This is a genomic window from Rhodospirillaceae bacterium (genome assembly GCA_018660465.1).
Lineage (GTDB): Bacteria > Pseudomonadota > Alphaproteobacteria > Rhodospirillales > JABJKH01 > JABJKH01.
Genome location: JABJKH010000012.1, coordinates 1 through 15,061, shown reverse-complemented (window position 1 = coordinate 15,061; position 15,061 = coordinate 1). Strand labels below are relative to the sequence as shown.

Below are 15,061 nucleotides of genomic sequence, written 5' to 3'. Positions count from 1 at the left end.
CCTTCAAGCCATTCCAGGAAGGCGCCACCAGCGGTCGACATATAAGAGAAATCATTTTCCGTGCCGGCATTGGCCAGTGCCGCAACGGTATCGCCGCCGCCTGCGACACTAAGTAATATCCCAGCTTTCGTCAGTCGGGCGGCTTCTTGAGCGACAGCGTTGGTGCCGACATCAAAGGGTGAGATTTCAAACGCACCCATGGGGCCGTTCCAAACCAAGGTCTTGCAGTCGTTCAAAATATTTTTCAATGCGGCAATGGATTCGGGGCCGATGTCGAGGATCATGGCGTCTTCTGGGATGGCATCGAGTGCCGAAACTTCACTCGCCGCTCCTTCCTTAAATTCACGGGCGACGACGGCATCCGTTGGCAGCACCACCTGGCACGATGTTTTAGCGGCGGCAGCAAGAATATCCCGCGCCGCATCGGCCATATCATGTTCGCAAAGTGATTTTCCCACATTGATGCCTTGAGCGTACAAGAATGTATTGGCCATCGCACCACCGATAATTAAGAAATCAACTTTGCTGGCGAGATTGCCTAGGACTTTCATCTTCGATGAAATTTTGGCACCTCCGACAAGGGCTGCGACAGGAGGAGTTGGATTTTCAAGAGCATTAGAGAGGGCTTCCAATTCGGTCTGCATCAGACGGCCGGCAGCAGCCGGAAGTAGCCGTGCCAGCGCTTCGGTTGATGCATGGGCGCGGTGCGCGCAGGAGAAAGCATCACTGACGTAAGCATCGCCAAGGGCTGCGAGTTCAGCGGCGAAGCCAGGGTCATTTTTTTCTTCTTCCGCGTGAAAGCGAAGGTTCTCCAGCAGGACGATCTCTCCCGGTTTCATTTTGGAGACGACTTCTTTTGCATTGGGGCCAACGCAATCATTTGCGAATGCAACGGGCCTCTCCCCTAGGGCTTTGCCAAGGCCTTGGGCGACGGGCTTTAAACTCATGGCCTCTACTCGTTGGCCCTTTGGGCGGCCAAAATGGGAAATGACGACGACGCCAAATCCCTTTTCTGCCAGTTCCAATAGGGTCGGGACGGTTCGGTCAATTCGGGTTGAATCCGTAATAACCCCGTCTTTCATGGGCACGTTAAGGTCGGCACGAACAAGAACGCGCGAGGTGCTGCTGTCTAAATCATCGATGGTTTTATATTGAGCCATTGGGAGGTGCTTTTGTTGAGATTGAGGAATTCGGATTGGTAAAGCCGAGGGGCCAAAAAGTAAAGAGATGCCAAGTGTGAAAAGTAACCAAGTGTGAAAAGTAAAGAGGCGTCAGGTGTGCAGGCCCTGGGAAGACTACACATGAAGCCGCCTAGACGGCGACCCTGACGCCTCTTCATGGAGCCGGCCCGGCTCCGTGCACATTTAACGGTTCAATCACCCCCCCTTCCTTCGGCGTACCCTGGGCAGAGAACAGCCAAGGTCGGGGCGGCTTTTGGTCCGCTTCTCGGGCGTTCGTTGGCGGAACGCCTGAGTTAACGGCGCATCGATACGAAAAAACCCCTTACCACATAAGCGACGGATCAATGGGACGGACGTCCCAGAATAACAAAGGTCATGGTTCGAAAACCGATCCCCCCTATTCCCCTACGATCCTCTTGAGAACAACCGAAGCCGTTCCCTCAAGTTCCGTAACTTTACGACCCGCCTCGCACAGGCGCGAGGCCTTCGCGGCGACTCTTTCGAACCGCCAACCCAAGAACAATATTGCGTAAAACGCTCTATCGTCCCCGGGGCTACAGCGCCCCACACCGACCATACGCCCCGAAGGGTTTTTGGTTGAGGCAGGAAGCCGCTGCTTCGACGCTTCCGCGTACCTGATCATGATGAAAAGGAAGGGTTCAGCGTTCAATATTAAATTTAACGGGAACTCAATTTTCTTGTGTATAAAATCTTTACCTGTGCACATTCGGTCCACACATTATCCACAAAACAGCGCACAATAAAAATTTTTATTGTTAAAATTCAACAGGTTGCAATAATCAACAATGAAATCTGGTCGATTAGGCTCGAAATAATTTTTGGACTTAAAGCACTAATTTTTGGTTTAGAAATTGGCTATCCGACATTCAAAATTCTATGACCGCAGGAGGGCAGATAATTCTGACTATCAAGGCATGCCTATTGTACATTTGCAGACCGTATTTCCAGGAAATTAACGTATAATTCTAGCAGCTAAACTTAAATCAACACAAAGATGGTATATTGTATACCAGAAGCGGTGCTATTGACTTGAAAACATTGACAGTTTAAAGATTCAGGTAGCACGTAATTAAGAATTATCCGCGTCTTTTGTTGGCGTGGTCATAATCAATAATTGGGCTTCGAGGGGACCTATCATGGCAAGCGGAAATCGGCCACTGTCGCCGCACCTTCAAGTTTATCGACCTCAAATCACATCAATACTCTCTATTCTCCATCGAATGACAGGTGTCGCGTTAGCAGCGGGTGCAGTGTTGTTGACCTACTGGCTGACCTCTGCGGCCTATGGCGCAGATCAGTTTGAACGCGCGCAGGCCTTCATGGGGTCATCGTTTGGGCGGCTGATTTTGCTCGGTGTGACGGTGTCGTTTTTTTATCATATGGCGAACGGAATTCGCCACCTGGCCTGGGATGTGGGCTGGGGTTACGAATTGCCAAAATTGCGCGCCACGGGCTATTTAGTGGTTCTTGTAACCATTGGACTGACGCTTTGGGTTTGGTTCTCCGCGTACTCGATGCGCGGTTAAGGGGGGCTTGATAACAATGGAAATGCGTTCAACTCTCGGCCGCGTTCGGGGTCTTGGTTCGACCGGAGACGGCAGTCATCACTGGTGGATTCAGCGGCTTACAGCAGTTGCCTTAATCCCACTGGGGATTTGGTTCATTTTCGCGGCGTTAAGCTTCGTCGGTACTGATTATGCTCAGTTCAAGGCGTGGGCGGGCCATCATGGAAATGCTCTGTTGTTGGTTCTCTTTATAATTACTGCATTTCACCATGCACAATTAGGCATGCAGGTTGTGATTGAGGACTATATCCATGGCGAAGCCGTCAAGATCACCAGCATTCTTCTCATCAAATTCGTGAGCTTCATGTTCGCGGTTTCCTGCATCCTTGCCGTTTTGCGGCTCTACTTCGGAGGCTGATCCGCTATGGCGAAAGCATACGAAATTATTGAACACGAATATGACGTTGTCGTTGTCGGCGCAGGCGGGGCTGGCCTTCGGGCAACGTTGGGTATGGGTGCCGCTGGTTTAAAAACCGCGTGTATCACCAAGGTCTTCCCGACCCGAAGCCACACAGTGGCAGCCCAAGGTGGCATTAGTGCTGCGTTGGGGAACTTGGAAGAAGACCGCTGGCAGTGGCATATGTATGACACGGTTAAGGGCTCCGATTGGCTCGGCGACCAAGACGCCATCGAATATCTCTGCCGTGAAGCCATCCCGTCGGTGATTGAACTGGAACATTTCGGCGTGCCTTTTTCCAGGACTCCAGAAGGTAAAATCTATCAGCGTCCCTTCGGCGGGCAAACCCGGAACTTTGGCGAGGCCCCGGTCCAGCGCGCGTGTGCGGCTGCGGACCGGACCGGCCACGCAATCTTGCATACGCTCTATCAGCAGTGCCTCAAGCACGAAGCCGAATTCTTCGTTGAATACTTCGCCATTGACCTGATCATGGATGACGAAGGCGCTTGCAGGGGCGTCGTCGCTTGGAACTTGGATGATGGCACGCTGCATCTGTTTAGGGCACATGAAACTGTGCTGGCAACAGGCGGTTACGGACGATCCTATTTCTCCTGCACATCGGCACATACGTGTACCGGCGACGGCAACGGCATGGTCACACGGGCCGGTTTGCCTTTGCAGGACATGGAATTTGTTCAATTCCATCCCACCGGTATTTACGGTGCGGGCATGCTGATTACGGAAGGCGCCCGTGGTGAGGGTGGTTACCTGACTAATTCGGATGGCGAACGCTTCATGGAACGCTACGCCCCATCAGCTAAAGACCTGGCATCCCGTGACGTGGTCAGTCGGGCCATGACCATGGAAATTCGCGAGGGCAGAGGTGTTGGCGCAGAGAATGACCATATTTATCTCCACCTCGAGCATCTGGGCGCGGATACCCTGCAGCTTCGACTGCCGGGCATTTCTGAGACTTCAAAAATCTTTGCCAACGTAGATACCAGTAAGGAGCCAATTCCGGTTCTGCCGACGGTGCACTACAACATGGGCGGCATCCCGACGAACTTGCACGGCGAAGTGTTGCGCCCGACCGCAGATGACCCGGACCAAGTTTGCCCTGGCCTGATGGCAATCGGCGAAGCGGCGTGTGTTTCGGTGCACGGCGGCAATCGTCTTGGTACCAATTCCCTGCTTGATCTCATCGTCTTTGGCCGTGCTGCGGCCTACAAGGCAGCGGAAGTTGTTAAAGCAGGCTCAACGCATAAGTCACTGCCTGCAGATGCGTCTGATTATGCGATAGGCCGTTTGGATAAGATGCGGAATGCAAAAGGGGAACGCTTGGTTTCAGATGTCCGGGATGAAATGCAGCGCGTCATGCAGAACGATTGCGCCGTCTTCCGGACGAACGACTCCTTGGCCGAGGGCGTTGGGAAGATCAACAAGGCTGCTGAAGGCGTCGCCGACGTAAAGGTTAACGACCACTCGATGGTTTGGAACTCTGATCTGGCCGAAGCCCTTGAGTTGGAGAACCTGATGGTTTGCGCCCAGATGACAATGATTTCAGCCGAAGCGCGCCAGGAAAGTCGCGGTGCACACGCGCATGAGGATTATCCTGACCGGGACGATGAGAATTGGATGAAACATACAGTTTCGCATATCGATGGCAGCGGTAACGTCAGTCTTTCGTATCGGCCGGTGCACACTTACACACTGACGGATGAGGTCGAATACGTCGAACCTCGTGCGCGCGTTTACTAGATAACTGATAGGAAAGAGTAGGGCTCATGGTTGAATTTACGCTCCCCGCGAATTCCAAGATCGTTGATGGGAAGTCTCATAAGGCCGACGCCGGTGCCAAGAACGTAAAAACGTTTAAGGTCTATCGTTACGAGCCAGAAGACGAAAAGAACCCGCACGTGGATACGTTCGAAGTCGACATGGATAAATGTGGGCCGATGGTTCTGGACGCACTAATTAAAATTAAGGATGAGATTGATTCGACAGTGACATTCCGCCGCTCTTGTCGTGAGGGCGTGTGCGGTTCGTGCGCAATGAATATTGATGGCACCAACACACTCGCGTGTACCAAACCAATCTCAGAAGTATCAGGAGACGTCAAAATCTATCCGCTGCCACACATGCCGGTGGTTAAGGATTTGGTGCCGGACTTGTCGATCCCCTATGCCCAATATGCATCAATTGAGCCCTGGCTTAAGTCGTCGACGCCGCCACCAACCAAAGAGCGCAAACAAAGTCCCCAAGAGCGCGAAAAGTTAGACGGCCTCTGGGAGTGCATACTTTGTTTCTGCTGTCAGACCAGTTGCCCAAGTTATTGGTGGAACGGGGATCGTTATTTAGGTCCTGCGGTGTTGTTGCAGTCCTATCGCTGGATGGCGGATTCTCGGGACGAAGCAGCTGGTGAACGCTTGGATGATATTGATGATCCGTTCAAACTGTACCGTTGCCACACGATCATGAACTGCACCAACACTTGTCCCAAGAGTCTTAACCCCGGTCAGGCGATTGGCGAGATCAAGGCCGATCTAGCCAAACGAAAGTAGCCGGTTCAGTCGAGATCGATGTCGCCATCGATATCTTGCGAGAGGCCGAGGCTCTCAATCGTCAGAGTGACCCGCGCCTTAACAGTTTCATCGCCCTTCAGGCGGCCGTCTTCGATAGCGCCCCTAATGGCGGTTTCAATTTCGCGTTGCGACGTGATGCCGACGTTTTTAAGGAACTTGCGAATCTGCATGTTAAAAACTTCTTCATCCATTGCTATCTCCCTGCGCAATTTCAGCGCGATTAGGTGTTTTTCCTTGGTGCTACTATTGGGGACTCCGGAATTGTTCGTCAATAGGAAACGGTTGGTGGCCAGTTGCCATGTCTGACGGTCCTATACAGGTCTATCGGAAATTGCTCGAAAGCGGCGAAATTCATCCTGACCCGAATCAGGCACTGGCCGCTGAGAAACTCCAGACCCTGCACATGACACTCCAGCATTACGCCCCGCAAATGGGTGTGACCGGTTGGAAAGCACGGCTTTCGTTGGGCCGGAAGCGGGAAGAGCCGCCACTCGGGCTTTACATGTATGGCGGTGTCGGGCGCGGTAAATCGATGCTGATGGAGATGTTCTACAACACCTCGACCATTAAGCAGAAACAGCACATTCACTTCCACGTATTTATGAAGGAAGTCCACGAACGCCTCCATAATTTTCGCGAAGCGGCGAAGGCGGGCAAGGTTTCACCCAAAAAAGATCCTCTGGCAGCACTCGCTAGAATTATCGCTGACCAAGCCTGGTTGTTGTGCTTCGATGAGATGCAGATCACCGATATTGCGGACGCGATGATTCTTGGGCGGTTATTCGAAGTTTTGTTTGAGGAAGGTGTGGTGATCGTAACCACATCCAATCGCCCGCCAAGCGACCTATACAAAGACGGCCTACAGCGTGAAAAGTTTATTCCGTTCATCAAATTATTTGAAGAAAAACTGGATATTCTAGAACTTGATGGGCCGGTTGATCACCGCCTGGCGCGGCTGCGATCTATGAAGTCTTTTATTACGCCGGTCAACGATACGACAGACCTTGAACTCAAAAGAAATTTTGACAATCTAACCACGGGCGTTACCCCGACACCGGCGAATGTTCCAGTGAAGGGTCGCCAAGTCCATATTCCCTTAGCCGCCGAAGGTGTCGCTTTTGCATCCTTTGATGATTTATGTGATCTGCCCTTGGGGGCGTCTGATTATCTAAAAATTGCAGAACTATTTCACACGGTGATTATCTCCAGAATTCCAAAATTGGGGCCCAATAACCGAGACGCGGCTAAGCGATTTGTCACGATGATTGATGCGTTTTATGAAGCGAAAACAAATTTGGTTTGTTCTGCTGAGACACCCCCTCAGGAAATCTATACAGAAGGCGATGGTGCATTTGAATTTGACCGCACGGTATCTCGCCTGATGGAGATGCAGGCAGACGATTATATTGCCGCACCGCACCGTTCATAATCAACGTTATTTAATTCGTACCCAAACATCAATTTTCCGTTATAGTGCTTAAGGTTAGACGGGACTTGCTCTTGCCGAGGGTTGTAAATACCGTTACTAACCAAACATAGGTTCTATGGGTAGGCGTGATTACCGGAGTCTCACGCACTTGGAAAATTCAAATAAGGGATGGATTAATGGCACGGAATAAAATTGCGTTGATCGGGGCAGGGAATATTGGCGGGACACTCGCACACCTTGCAGGCCTGAAAGAACTCGGGGACATTGTCCTTTTTGATATCGTTGATGGCATTCCCCAGGGCAAAGCTTTGGACTTGGCGGAATCGTCTCCGGTTGAAGGCTTTAACTCCAAACTTCGAGGGGCAAAATCCTATAGCGCAATTAGGGGTGCCGATGTGGTTATTGTAACCGCTGGCGTTGCCCGCAAACCCGGCATGAGCCGCGATGACCTCTTGGGCATCAACACCAGCGTCATGCAGTCTGTTGGCGAAGGCATCAAACAAAACTGCCCGAACGCTTTTGTGATCTGCATCACCAATCCTTTGGATGCGATGGTCTTGGTTTTACGCAATGCATCCGGTCTTCCTCATAACAAAGTTGTCGGGATGGCGGGTATATTGGATTCGGCGCGCTTCCGTTATTTCTTGGCAGAAGAATTCAAGGTTTCGGTCGAAGACGTGACGGCATTTGTGCTGGGCGGCCACGGGGACACCATGGTTCCGCTGCCGCGCTATTCGACAGTCGCAGGCATTCCGCTGCCTGATCTGGTCAAGATGAAATGGACGACGCAGAAAAAACTCGATGAAATTGTTCAGCGTACCCGGGACGGCGGTGCTGAAATCGTCAAGTTGCTGAAGACGGGTTCGGCATTCTATGCGCCCGCCAGTTCTGCCATCCAAATGGCGGAAGCTTATTTGAAAGATAAAAAACGCGTCTTACCGTGTGCGGCCTATTTGAAAGGACAATACGGTGTGAAAGACATGTACGTCGGCGTGCCATGTGTGATTGGCGCAAAAGGCGTTGAAAGAATTGTCGAGATAAAATTGGATCCGGCGGAAAAGGCAGAATTTAATGGATCAGTTCGCGCCGTCAAAGGGCTGATTAGGGCAATTGATCGTCTCATAGCCAAATCCAAAAAAGCTGCGGCAAATGCGGTAAAAAAAGCCCCAGCGAAAAAGAAAGCCCCGGCTAAGAAGGCGGCGGCAAAAAAGGCCCCGGCTAAAAAGAAAGCTCCGGCCAAAAAGAAGGCACCAGCGAAAAAGAAGGCTCCGGTGAAAAAAGCCGCTGCTAAAAAAGCACCCGCAAAACGGAAAGCCCCCGCTAAAAGAAGAGCGGCCAAAAAAAAGTAGATCAATTAAGATAAAAAAAGCCGCCTGAGTTGGGCGGCGCTCGGGAGGTAAAAAATGAATATTCACGAGTATCAAGCCAAGCAACTGCTGGCTAAGTACGGCGTCGCAGTCCCCAAAGGGGGCGTCGCCTATACCGTCGGTGAGGCAGAACAAATTGCCAAAGAACTCGGTGGTCCGGTCTGGGTCGTTAAGGCGCAGATTCATGCAGGGGGTCGCGGCAAAGGCGGCGGCGTCAAAGTTGTGAAGTCTTTGGACGATGTCAAAAATGCTGCTGATACAATCCTCGGCATGCAACTTGTGACCCATCAAACGGGTCCAGTCGGCAAAGAAGTCAAAAGGGTTTATATCGAAGACGGCTGTGATATTGCCCGTGAACTTTATCTCAGTGTCCTGATTGACCGTGCGACCTCTCGGATCACCATCATGGCCTCGACCGAAGGCGGTATGGATATTGAGGAAGTCGCCGAGAAGACACCGGAAAAAATTATCAAAGTCTCGATTGATCCGGTAACGGGAATATCCGGTTTTCATGCGCGCCAACTTGCATTTGGTTTGGGCCTCGAAGGAACCCAGGTTAGAAGCGGCGTTAAATTGATCACCAGCATCTATAATGCGTTCGTTGATCTGGATGCGTCTTTGGTGGAGGTCAATCCGTTGGTTGTCACCGGCGCTGGCGATGTCATGGCCCTGGATGCCAAGATGAACTTCGATGACAACGCCCTGTTCCGACATAAAGATGTCGAAGAACTCCGCGACGAAGACGAAGAAGACCCAGCGGAATTAGAAGCCGCCCGTCACGAACTCAACTACATCAGGCTCGACGGGGAAATCGGCTGCATGGTCAATGGCGCAGGTTTGGCTATGGCAACCATGGATATCATCAAGTTGCATGGCAGCGACCCGGCGAACTTCTTGGATGTCGGTGGCGGCGCAACGAAAGAACGCGTCACGACGGCGTTTAAGATCATCCTCGGCGATGACAAGGTCAAAGGCATTCTGGTTAATATCTTCGGCGGTATCATGCGCTGCGACATCATCGCCGAAGGCGTGGTCGCGGCGGCGAAGGAAGTCAGCATTGCAGTGCCGCTGGTTGTCAGGCTGGAAGGCACGAACGTAGAACTTGGCAAAGAAATTCTGGCAAAATCTGGTTTGGCAATCATTCCTGCCGATGATTTGGATGACGCAGCGAAGAAAGTCGTTGCTGCAGTGAAGGAGGCCGCATAATGGCATGTTTAATTGGGAACGATACCAAGGTCATCTGCCAGGGTTTTACTGGCGCGCAAGGAACCTTTCACTCGGAGCAAGCAATTGCTTACGGCACCAATATGGTTGGCGGGGTAACGCCTGGTAAGGGCGGCTCGACCCACCTAGATTTGCCGGTCTTCGATACGGTCGGTGAGGCAGTCGAGAAGACGGGGGCTAACGCAACTGTCATTTACGTGCCACCGCCCTTCGCAGCCGATGCAATTTTAGAAGCCATTGACGCTGAATTGCCGCTGGTCGTGTGCATCACCGAAGGTGTTCCCGTTCGCGATATGGTAACAGTGAAGCGTGCGCTTGAAGGCACCAGCACCCGTCTTGTGGGTCCGAACTGCCCTGGTGTAATTACGCCGGGTCAATGCAAGATCGGCATTATGCCGGGTCATATTCATACGCCGGGCTCGGTCGGAATTGTTTCGCGTTCAGGCACGCTGACCTATGAAGCCGTCCACCAGACAACGGTTGAAGGTATGGGCCAGACCACGTGCATCGGAATTGGTGGCGATCCTATTAATGGAACGAACTTCATCGATTGTTTGGATATGTTCCTGGCTGATGATGACACTGAATCCATTGTTATGATTGGTGAGATTGGGGGCACTGCGGAAGAAGAAGCTGCGGAGTTCCTGAAAGCAAATAAAGTGAAAAAGCCTGTGGTTGGATTTATCGCTGGGGTCACGGCACCACCGGGCCGCCGCATGGGCCATGCGGGTGCTATTATTTCTGGCGGTAAGGGAACCGCTGGCGATAAGATTGAAGCGATGAAGAGTGCGGGAATTTTTGTTTCCGACTCACCTGCGGGTCTCGGCAAAACCATGGTTAAAGCGTTGGGTGGGTGAGACATAACCCGTCGTAAACTGGGTAGTAAACTAAAATAAGAAAAAGGGCGGCGACCCTTTGCGCCGCTGTAGGGCAGTACAATGGCATCGTCGTTCGATTCAATTCTAAACGGAACCAACGCAACCTATATTGCGGAACTTTATTCTCGGTATCTGGAAGACAACAATTCGGTGGACGCCAGTTGGGCTGAAGTCTTCGAGGGATTTGACGACGAAAATCGGGCCGTCATGGACGAACTGCAGGGCGCCAGCTGGGCTCCTTCAGGAAACAAAGTCATCGGCCATGCCGATGAAGATGATGCGCCTGTAAAAGCAAAGCCCGCCGGAAAGGCAAGCGCTGACAGTAATCGCCAAGACATAATCGATTCACTTAGTGCTCGTATGATGATCCGCGTTTATCGGGTGCGGGGTCACTTGATTGCGAATTTTGATCCCCTGGGGATCGAAGGTCGGGATTATCACTCTGAATTGGATCCCAAGACCTACGGCTTCGAAGAGGCCGATATGGACCGCCCGATATTCATCAATAATGTATTGGGGTTGGAAACGGCGACGCCACGCGAAATCTTGGCCATTCTCCGTGAAACCTATTGTGGCTCGACGGGTGTTGAGTTCATGCACATTTCCGAACCCGAAGAAAGAACCTGGATTCAAGATCGTATTGAAGGCATTCGGAATCATACTCATTTCACACCTGAGGGTAAAAAAGCAATCTATCAGCGATTGATCGAAGCCGAGGGGTTTGAGGCCTTCCTTCAGGTCAAGCATACCGGCACCAAACGATTCGGTTTGGATGGTGGCGAAAGCATGATCCCGGCGCTGGAGCAAATTCTAAAGCGCGGCGCGCAGTTGGGCATTCAGGACATCGTCATTGGCATGCCGCACCGTGGTCGCTTGAACGTGCTGACCAGTATTATGCGCAAGCCCTACATCAACATGTTTGCAGAATTCCAAGGTATGGCATCCAACCCAGACGATGTTCAGGGTTCGGGCGATGTAAAATATCACTTGGGTACATCCGATGATCGTGAATTCGATGGACACAATGTTCATTTGTCATTGCAGCCAAACCCATCGCACCTTGAGGCTGTGAACCCAGTTGTTATTGGCAAGGTCCGTTCAAAACAAAATTTAATCAATGACGAAGAACGCTCACGGGTCATGGGCGTACTGATGCATGGTGATGCAGCATTTGCGGGTCAGGGCTTGGTGCCTGAAACTCTTGATATGTCGCAGCTTCGTGGCTATCGGGTCGGTGGTACAATTCATCTGATCGTGAATAATCAGATCGGCTTCACGACCATGCCCGCGCACTCGCGATCATCTCCGTATCCATCCGACATCGCCAAAGGCATCGCGGCACCGATTTTCCATGTAAATGGCGACGATCCAGAAGCTGTTGTTCATGTGGCGCGGATTGCGACAGAATTCCGTCAAGAATTCAAACGCGATGTGGTGATCGACATGTTCTGTTATCGTCGGCACGGGCACAACGAAGGCGACGAGCCGATGTTCACCCAGCCGATGATGTACAAGACCATTGCCAAGCATCCGACGACGCTGACCCTCTATGGCCAACAACTGGTTAAAGATGGGACGCTCACGGAGGAAGAGGCGCAAGGCATGATCGACGATTTTAATGCCAAGCTGGAAGCGGATTTTCAAGCCGCCCAAACCTACAAACCGAATAAGGCTGATTGGTTGGAAGGACATTGGCAGGGCCTGGTTCAACTGAGTGAAGAAGAAGAACACCACGAACACGATACGTCTGCACCGATGGAACTTCTTAAGGAAGTCGGCGAATCCATTTCTCGAGTTCCGGACAGCATCACCGCCCATTCTAAGATTGTTCGCCAGCTTAAGGCGAAACAAAAAATGCTCGAAAGCGGCACCAAGATTGATTGGGCGTTGGCGGAAGCTTTGGCTTTTGGTTCCCTTCTGGTTGAAGGAACCCGCGTGCGGCTATCTGGTCAGGATGCCGGACGGGGGACTTTCTCACATCGTCACTGTGTATTGCACGATCAAGAAAGCGATAAAAAATATTTTCCATTGAGTGAGATCAGTCCTGGTAAGCAGGCCAAGTTTGAAGTCATGGATAGCCCTTTGTCTGAAGCTGCCGTGCTTGGGTTTGAATACGGCTATTCTCTCAACGATCCCCATTCGTTGGTGTTGTGGGAAGCCCAGTTCGGTGACTTTGCGAATACGGCCCAAGGCCTTATCGACCAGTTTGTAGCATCTGGAGAATCGAAATGGTTGAGAATGTGCGGCTTGGTTTTGTTGCTACCGCACGGGATGGAAGGCCAGGGCCCGGAACACTCTTCGGCCCGGCTTGAACGGTTCTTACAATTGAGTGCAGAAGATAACTGGCAGGTGGTCAACATCACCACCCCAGCCAATTACTTCCACGCGCTCCGCCGCCAAATTAAACGCAATTATCGCAAACCGATGGTCGTCATGTCGCCCAAATCTTTGCTGCGACACAAGCTGGTAACGTCACCCTTAGGCGCGATGGGGCCGGATACACGGTTCCGGCGGGTCATACCTGAAGTTGATCGCTTGGGACTCGATAAGAATGTGCGTCGGGTCGTTCTGTGTTCCGGCAAGGTCTACTACGATCTTCTGGAAGCGCGCCGCGAGGCAAAAATTAAAGACGTCGCCATCGTGCGGATTGAACAGCTCTACCCTTGGCCGCGCACCACTGTCTTCCAACAGTTGCAACGCTATCCGAATGCGGAAGTTATCTGGTGTCAGGAAGAAGCTGCCAATAATGGGGCCTGGACATTCATATTTCCGCGCTTGGATAGTATACTTGAAGCCGCCGAAATTAAGGCGGAACGGCCCATCTACGTGGGCCGCAAGGCGGCGGCGTCGCCAGCGACAGGAATTCCCGGCGGGCACGCAAAGGAGCAAAAGCTCCTTGTCGAACAAGCGCTCACGCATAAAGTCGAAGACCTTCCGCAGCCCTTCCGCCGGGGCGGGTATTAGGGCGGTTACTAATTTTGTAAACTTGGTAGAAACAACAGTTTTTTAAACGAGGATATCATGGCGACTGAAATCAAAGTTCCCACATTAGGCGAATCGGTCTCTGAAGCGACGGTCGCAAAATGGTTCAAAGCAGTCGGCGACCCAATCGCCGTTGATGAGCCACTGGTCGAGTTGGAAACCGATAAGGTGACCATTGAGGTTAACGCTCAAGTCAGCGGGACACTTTCGGAAATTATTGCGGGGGAAGACACCGACGTTGAAGTCGATGCTGTGCTTGGCATGATCGCCGAAGGTGAAGGGGCTCCGGCTCCGGCACCCAAAGAGAGTAAAATTAAAGCCGAATGTGCTCCGTGCACACCGGCAGCTCCGGCGGAAAAAGAAGGCGCCGCACCTTTATCACCGGCTGTTCGTAAGCTGATTGATGATAATAAGCTAAATGCCGCCGCCATTCCTGCGACAGGGAAAGACGGACGCTTGGTCAAAGGCGACGTTCTGAAGTTTATGGAATCGGGTGGTAAAGCGGCTCCCGCTGCGGCCCCCGCTGCGGCACCTGCGGCTGCTGCATCACCAAGCCGAGACGCTGGCCCGCGCGAAGAAAAGGTCAAAATGACCCGGCTTCGCAAAATGGTCGCATCGCGCCTGAAAGCGGCACAAAATACAGCCGCCATGCTGACGACATTCAACGAAGTCGACATGACGGCGGTGATGGCGCTCCGCAAAACCTACAACGTTGCATTTGAGAAGAAGCACGGCCTTAAGGTCGGCTTCATGTCATTCTTTACCAAAGCCTGTATCGTCGGCTTACGTGAATTCCCGGCAGTGAACGCTGAGATAGCCGGCGATGATATTATTTATAAAAACTACTACGACATCGGCATTGCGGTTGGTTCGCCCTCTGGTCTCGTGGTTCCCGTCGTGCGTGATGCCGACGAACTTAGTTTTGCCGAGATCGAAAGCACCATCAAAAGTTTTGGCATGAAAGCCAGAGACGGCAAATTGACCATGGACGAAATGACCGGGGGTAGCTTCACCATTACCAACGGCGGAATTTTTGGTTCGTTGAATTCAACGCCAATTTTAAATGCACCGCAGTCGGGGATCCTTGGCATGCATAAAATTCAACCGCGCCCGATGGCAATGCCCGATGGTTCTGTCGCGGTTCGACCGATGATGTATTTGGCATTGAGCTATGATCACCGCATCATCGATGGTCGCGAAGCGGTGTCGTTCTTGGTTCGGGTTAAAGAATGTCTCGAAGACCCGCAACGAATTCTATTGGATATGTAGGCGACGAAGGGAAATAGATTATGGCTGATAATAACTTCGACGTCGTCGTCATTGGCGGCGGCCCTGGTGGCTATGTCGCGGCAATTCGTGCGGCACAATTGGGACTGCAAGTCGCCGTTGTTGAAATGCGCGCAGGCCTTGGCGGCACGTGTTTGAATGTCGGCTG

13 protein-coding genes are annotated in these 15,061 nt (G+C 52.0%); 11 read left to right on the top strand and 2 right to left on the bottom strand.

Annotation, left to right across the window (positions count from 1 at the left end; all coding sequences use genetic code 11):
• The coding region (locus HOM51_02775) for a phosphoglycerate kinase (protein MBT5033423.1) at positions 1-1,160 on the bottom strand (1,160 nt) is incomplete at its 3' end.
• Positions 1,161-2,338: 1,178 nt separating this feature from the next.
• Here HOM51_02775 and sdhC point away from each other — a divergent pair.
• The 4 genes from sdhC to HOM51_02755 are packed head-to-tail and all read left to right on the top strand — an operon-like array spanning position 2,339 to position 5,725.
• A complete protein-coding gene (gene sdhC, locus HOM51_02770) occupies positions 2,339-2,728 on the top strand; it encodes a succinate dehydrogenase, cytochrome b556 subunit (GenBank protein MBT5033422.1) in 390 nt (129 codons plus the stop codon).
• Between the two features lie 16 nt (positions 2,729-2,744).
• Positions 2,745-3,125, top strand: a complete 381-nt coding sequence (sdhD, locus tag HOM51_02765; GenBank protein MBT5033421.1) for a succinate dehydrogenase, hydrophobic membrane anchor protein — start codon at positions 2,745-2,747, stop codon at positions 3,123-3,125.
• A gap of 6 nt (positions 3,126-3,131) precedes the next feature.
• The gene (locus tag HOM51_02760; GenBank protein MBT5033420.1) at positions 3,132-4,922 is read left to right on the top strand and encodes a succinate dehydrogenase flavoprotein subunit; all 1,791 of its coding nucleotides are present in this window, start codon (positions 3,132-3,134) and stop codon (positions 4,920-4,922) included.
• 26 nt (positions 4,923-4,948) lie between these two features.
• The gene (locus tag HOM51_02755) at positions 4,949-5,725 is read left to right on the top strand and encodes a succinate dehydrogenase iron-sulfur subunit (GenBank protein MBT5033419.1); all 777 of its coding nucleotides are present in this window, start codon (positions 4,949-4,951) and stop codon (positions 5,723-5,725) included.
• 5 nt (positions 5,726-5,730) lie between these two features.
• Here the strand turns inward: HOM51_02755 and HOM51_02750 are convergent, their stop codons facing one another.
• Positions 5,731-5,937, bottom strand: coding sequence for a hypothetical protein (locus HOM51_02750; GenBank protein MBT5033418.1), 207 nt, complete (start codon positions 5,935-5,937; stop codon positions 5,731-5,733).
• A 107-nt stretch (positions 5,938-6,044) separates the two neighbouring features.
• On the opposite strand from HOM51_02750, the gene HOM51_02745 reads away from it, so the two are divergent.
• From HOM51_02745 to HOM51_02715, 7 genes are all read left to right on the top strand, one after another.
• Complete coding sequence (locus HOM51_02745) at positions 6,045-7,175, top strand: cell division protein ZapE (GenBank protein MBT5033417.1); 1,131 nt, start codon at positions 6,045-6,047, stop codon at positions 7,173-7,175.
• A 176-nt stretch (positions 7,176-7,351) separates the two neighbouring features.
• A complete protein-coding gene (mdh, locus tag HOM51_02740) occupies positions 7,352-8,524 on the top strand; it encodes a malate dehydrogenase (protein MBT5033416.1) in 1,173 nt (390 codons plus the stop codon).
• A gap of 54 nt (positions 8,525-8,578) precedes the next feature.
• Complete coding sequence (sucC, locus tag HOM51_02735) at positions 8,579-9,748, top strand: ADP-forming succinate--CoA ligase subunit beta (GenBank protein MBT5033415.1); 1,170 nt, start codon at positions 8,579-8,581, stop codon at positions 9,746-9,748.
• Positions 9,748-10,623, top strand: a complete 876-nt coding sequence (gene sucD / locus HOM51_02730) for a succinate--CoA ligase subunit alpha (protein ID MBT5033414.1) — start codon at positions 9,748-9,750, stop codon at positions 10,621-10,623. Before sucC ends, sucD begins: the two co-directional genes overlap by 1 nt.
• An 81-nt stretch (positions 10,624-10,704) precedes the next feature.
• Positions 10,705-13,608 (top strand): 2-oxoglutarate dehydrogenase E1 component, encoded by a 2,904-nt coding sequence (locus tag HOM51_02725; protein ID MBT5033413.1) that lies wholly within the window; start codon positions 10,705-10,707, stop codon positions 13,606-13,608.
• Positions 13,609-13,665: 57 nt separating this feature from the next.
• Positions 13,666-14,895, top strand: coding sequence for a 2-oxoglutarate dehydrogenase complex dihydrolipoyllysine-residue succinyltransferase (gene odhB, locus HOM51_02720; protein MBT5033412.1), 1,230 nt, complete (start codon positions 13,666-13,668; stop codon positions 14,893-14,895).
• A gap of 20 nt (positions 14,896-14,915) precedes the next feature.
• On the top strand, positions 14,916-15,061 hold a 146-nt coding region (locus HOM51_02715; GenBank protein ID MBT5033411.1), incomplete at its 3' end, for an FAD-dependent oxidoreductase.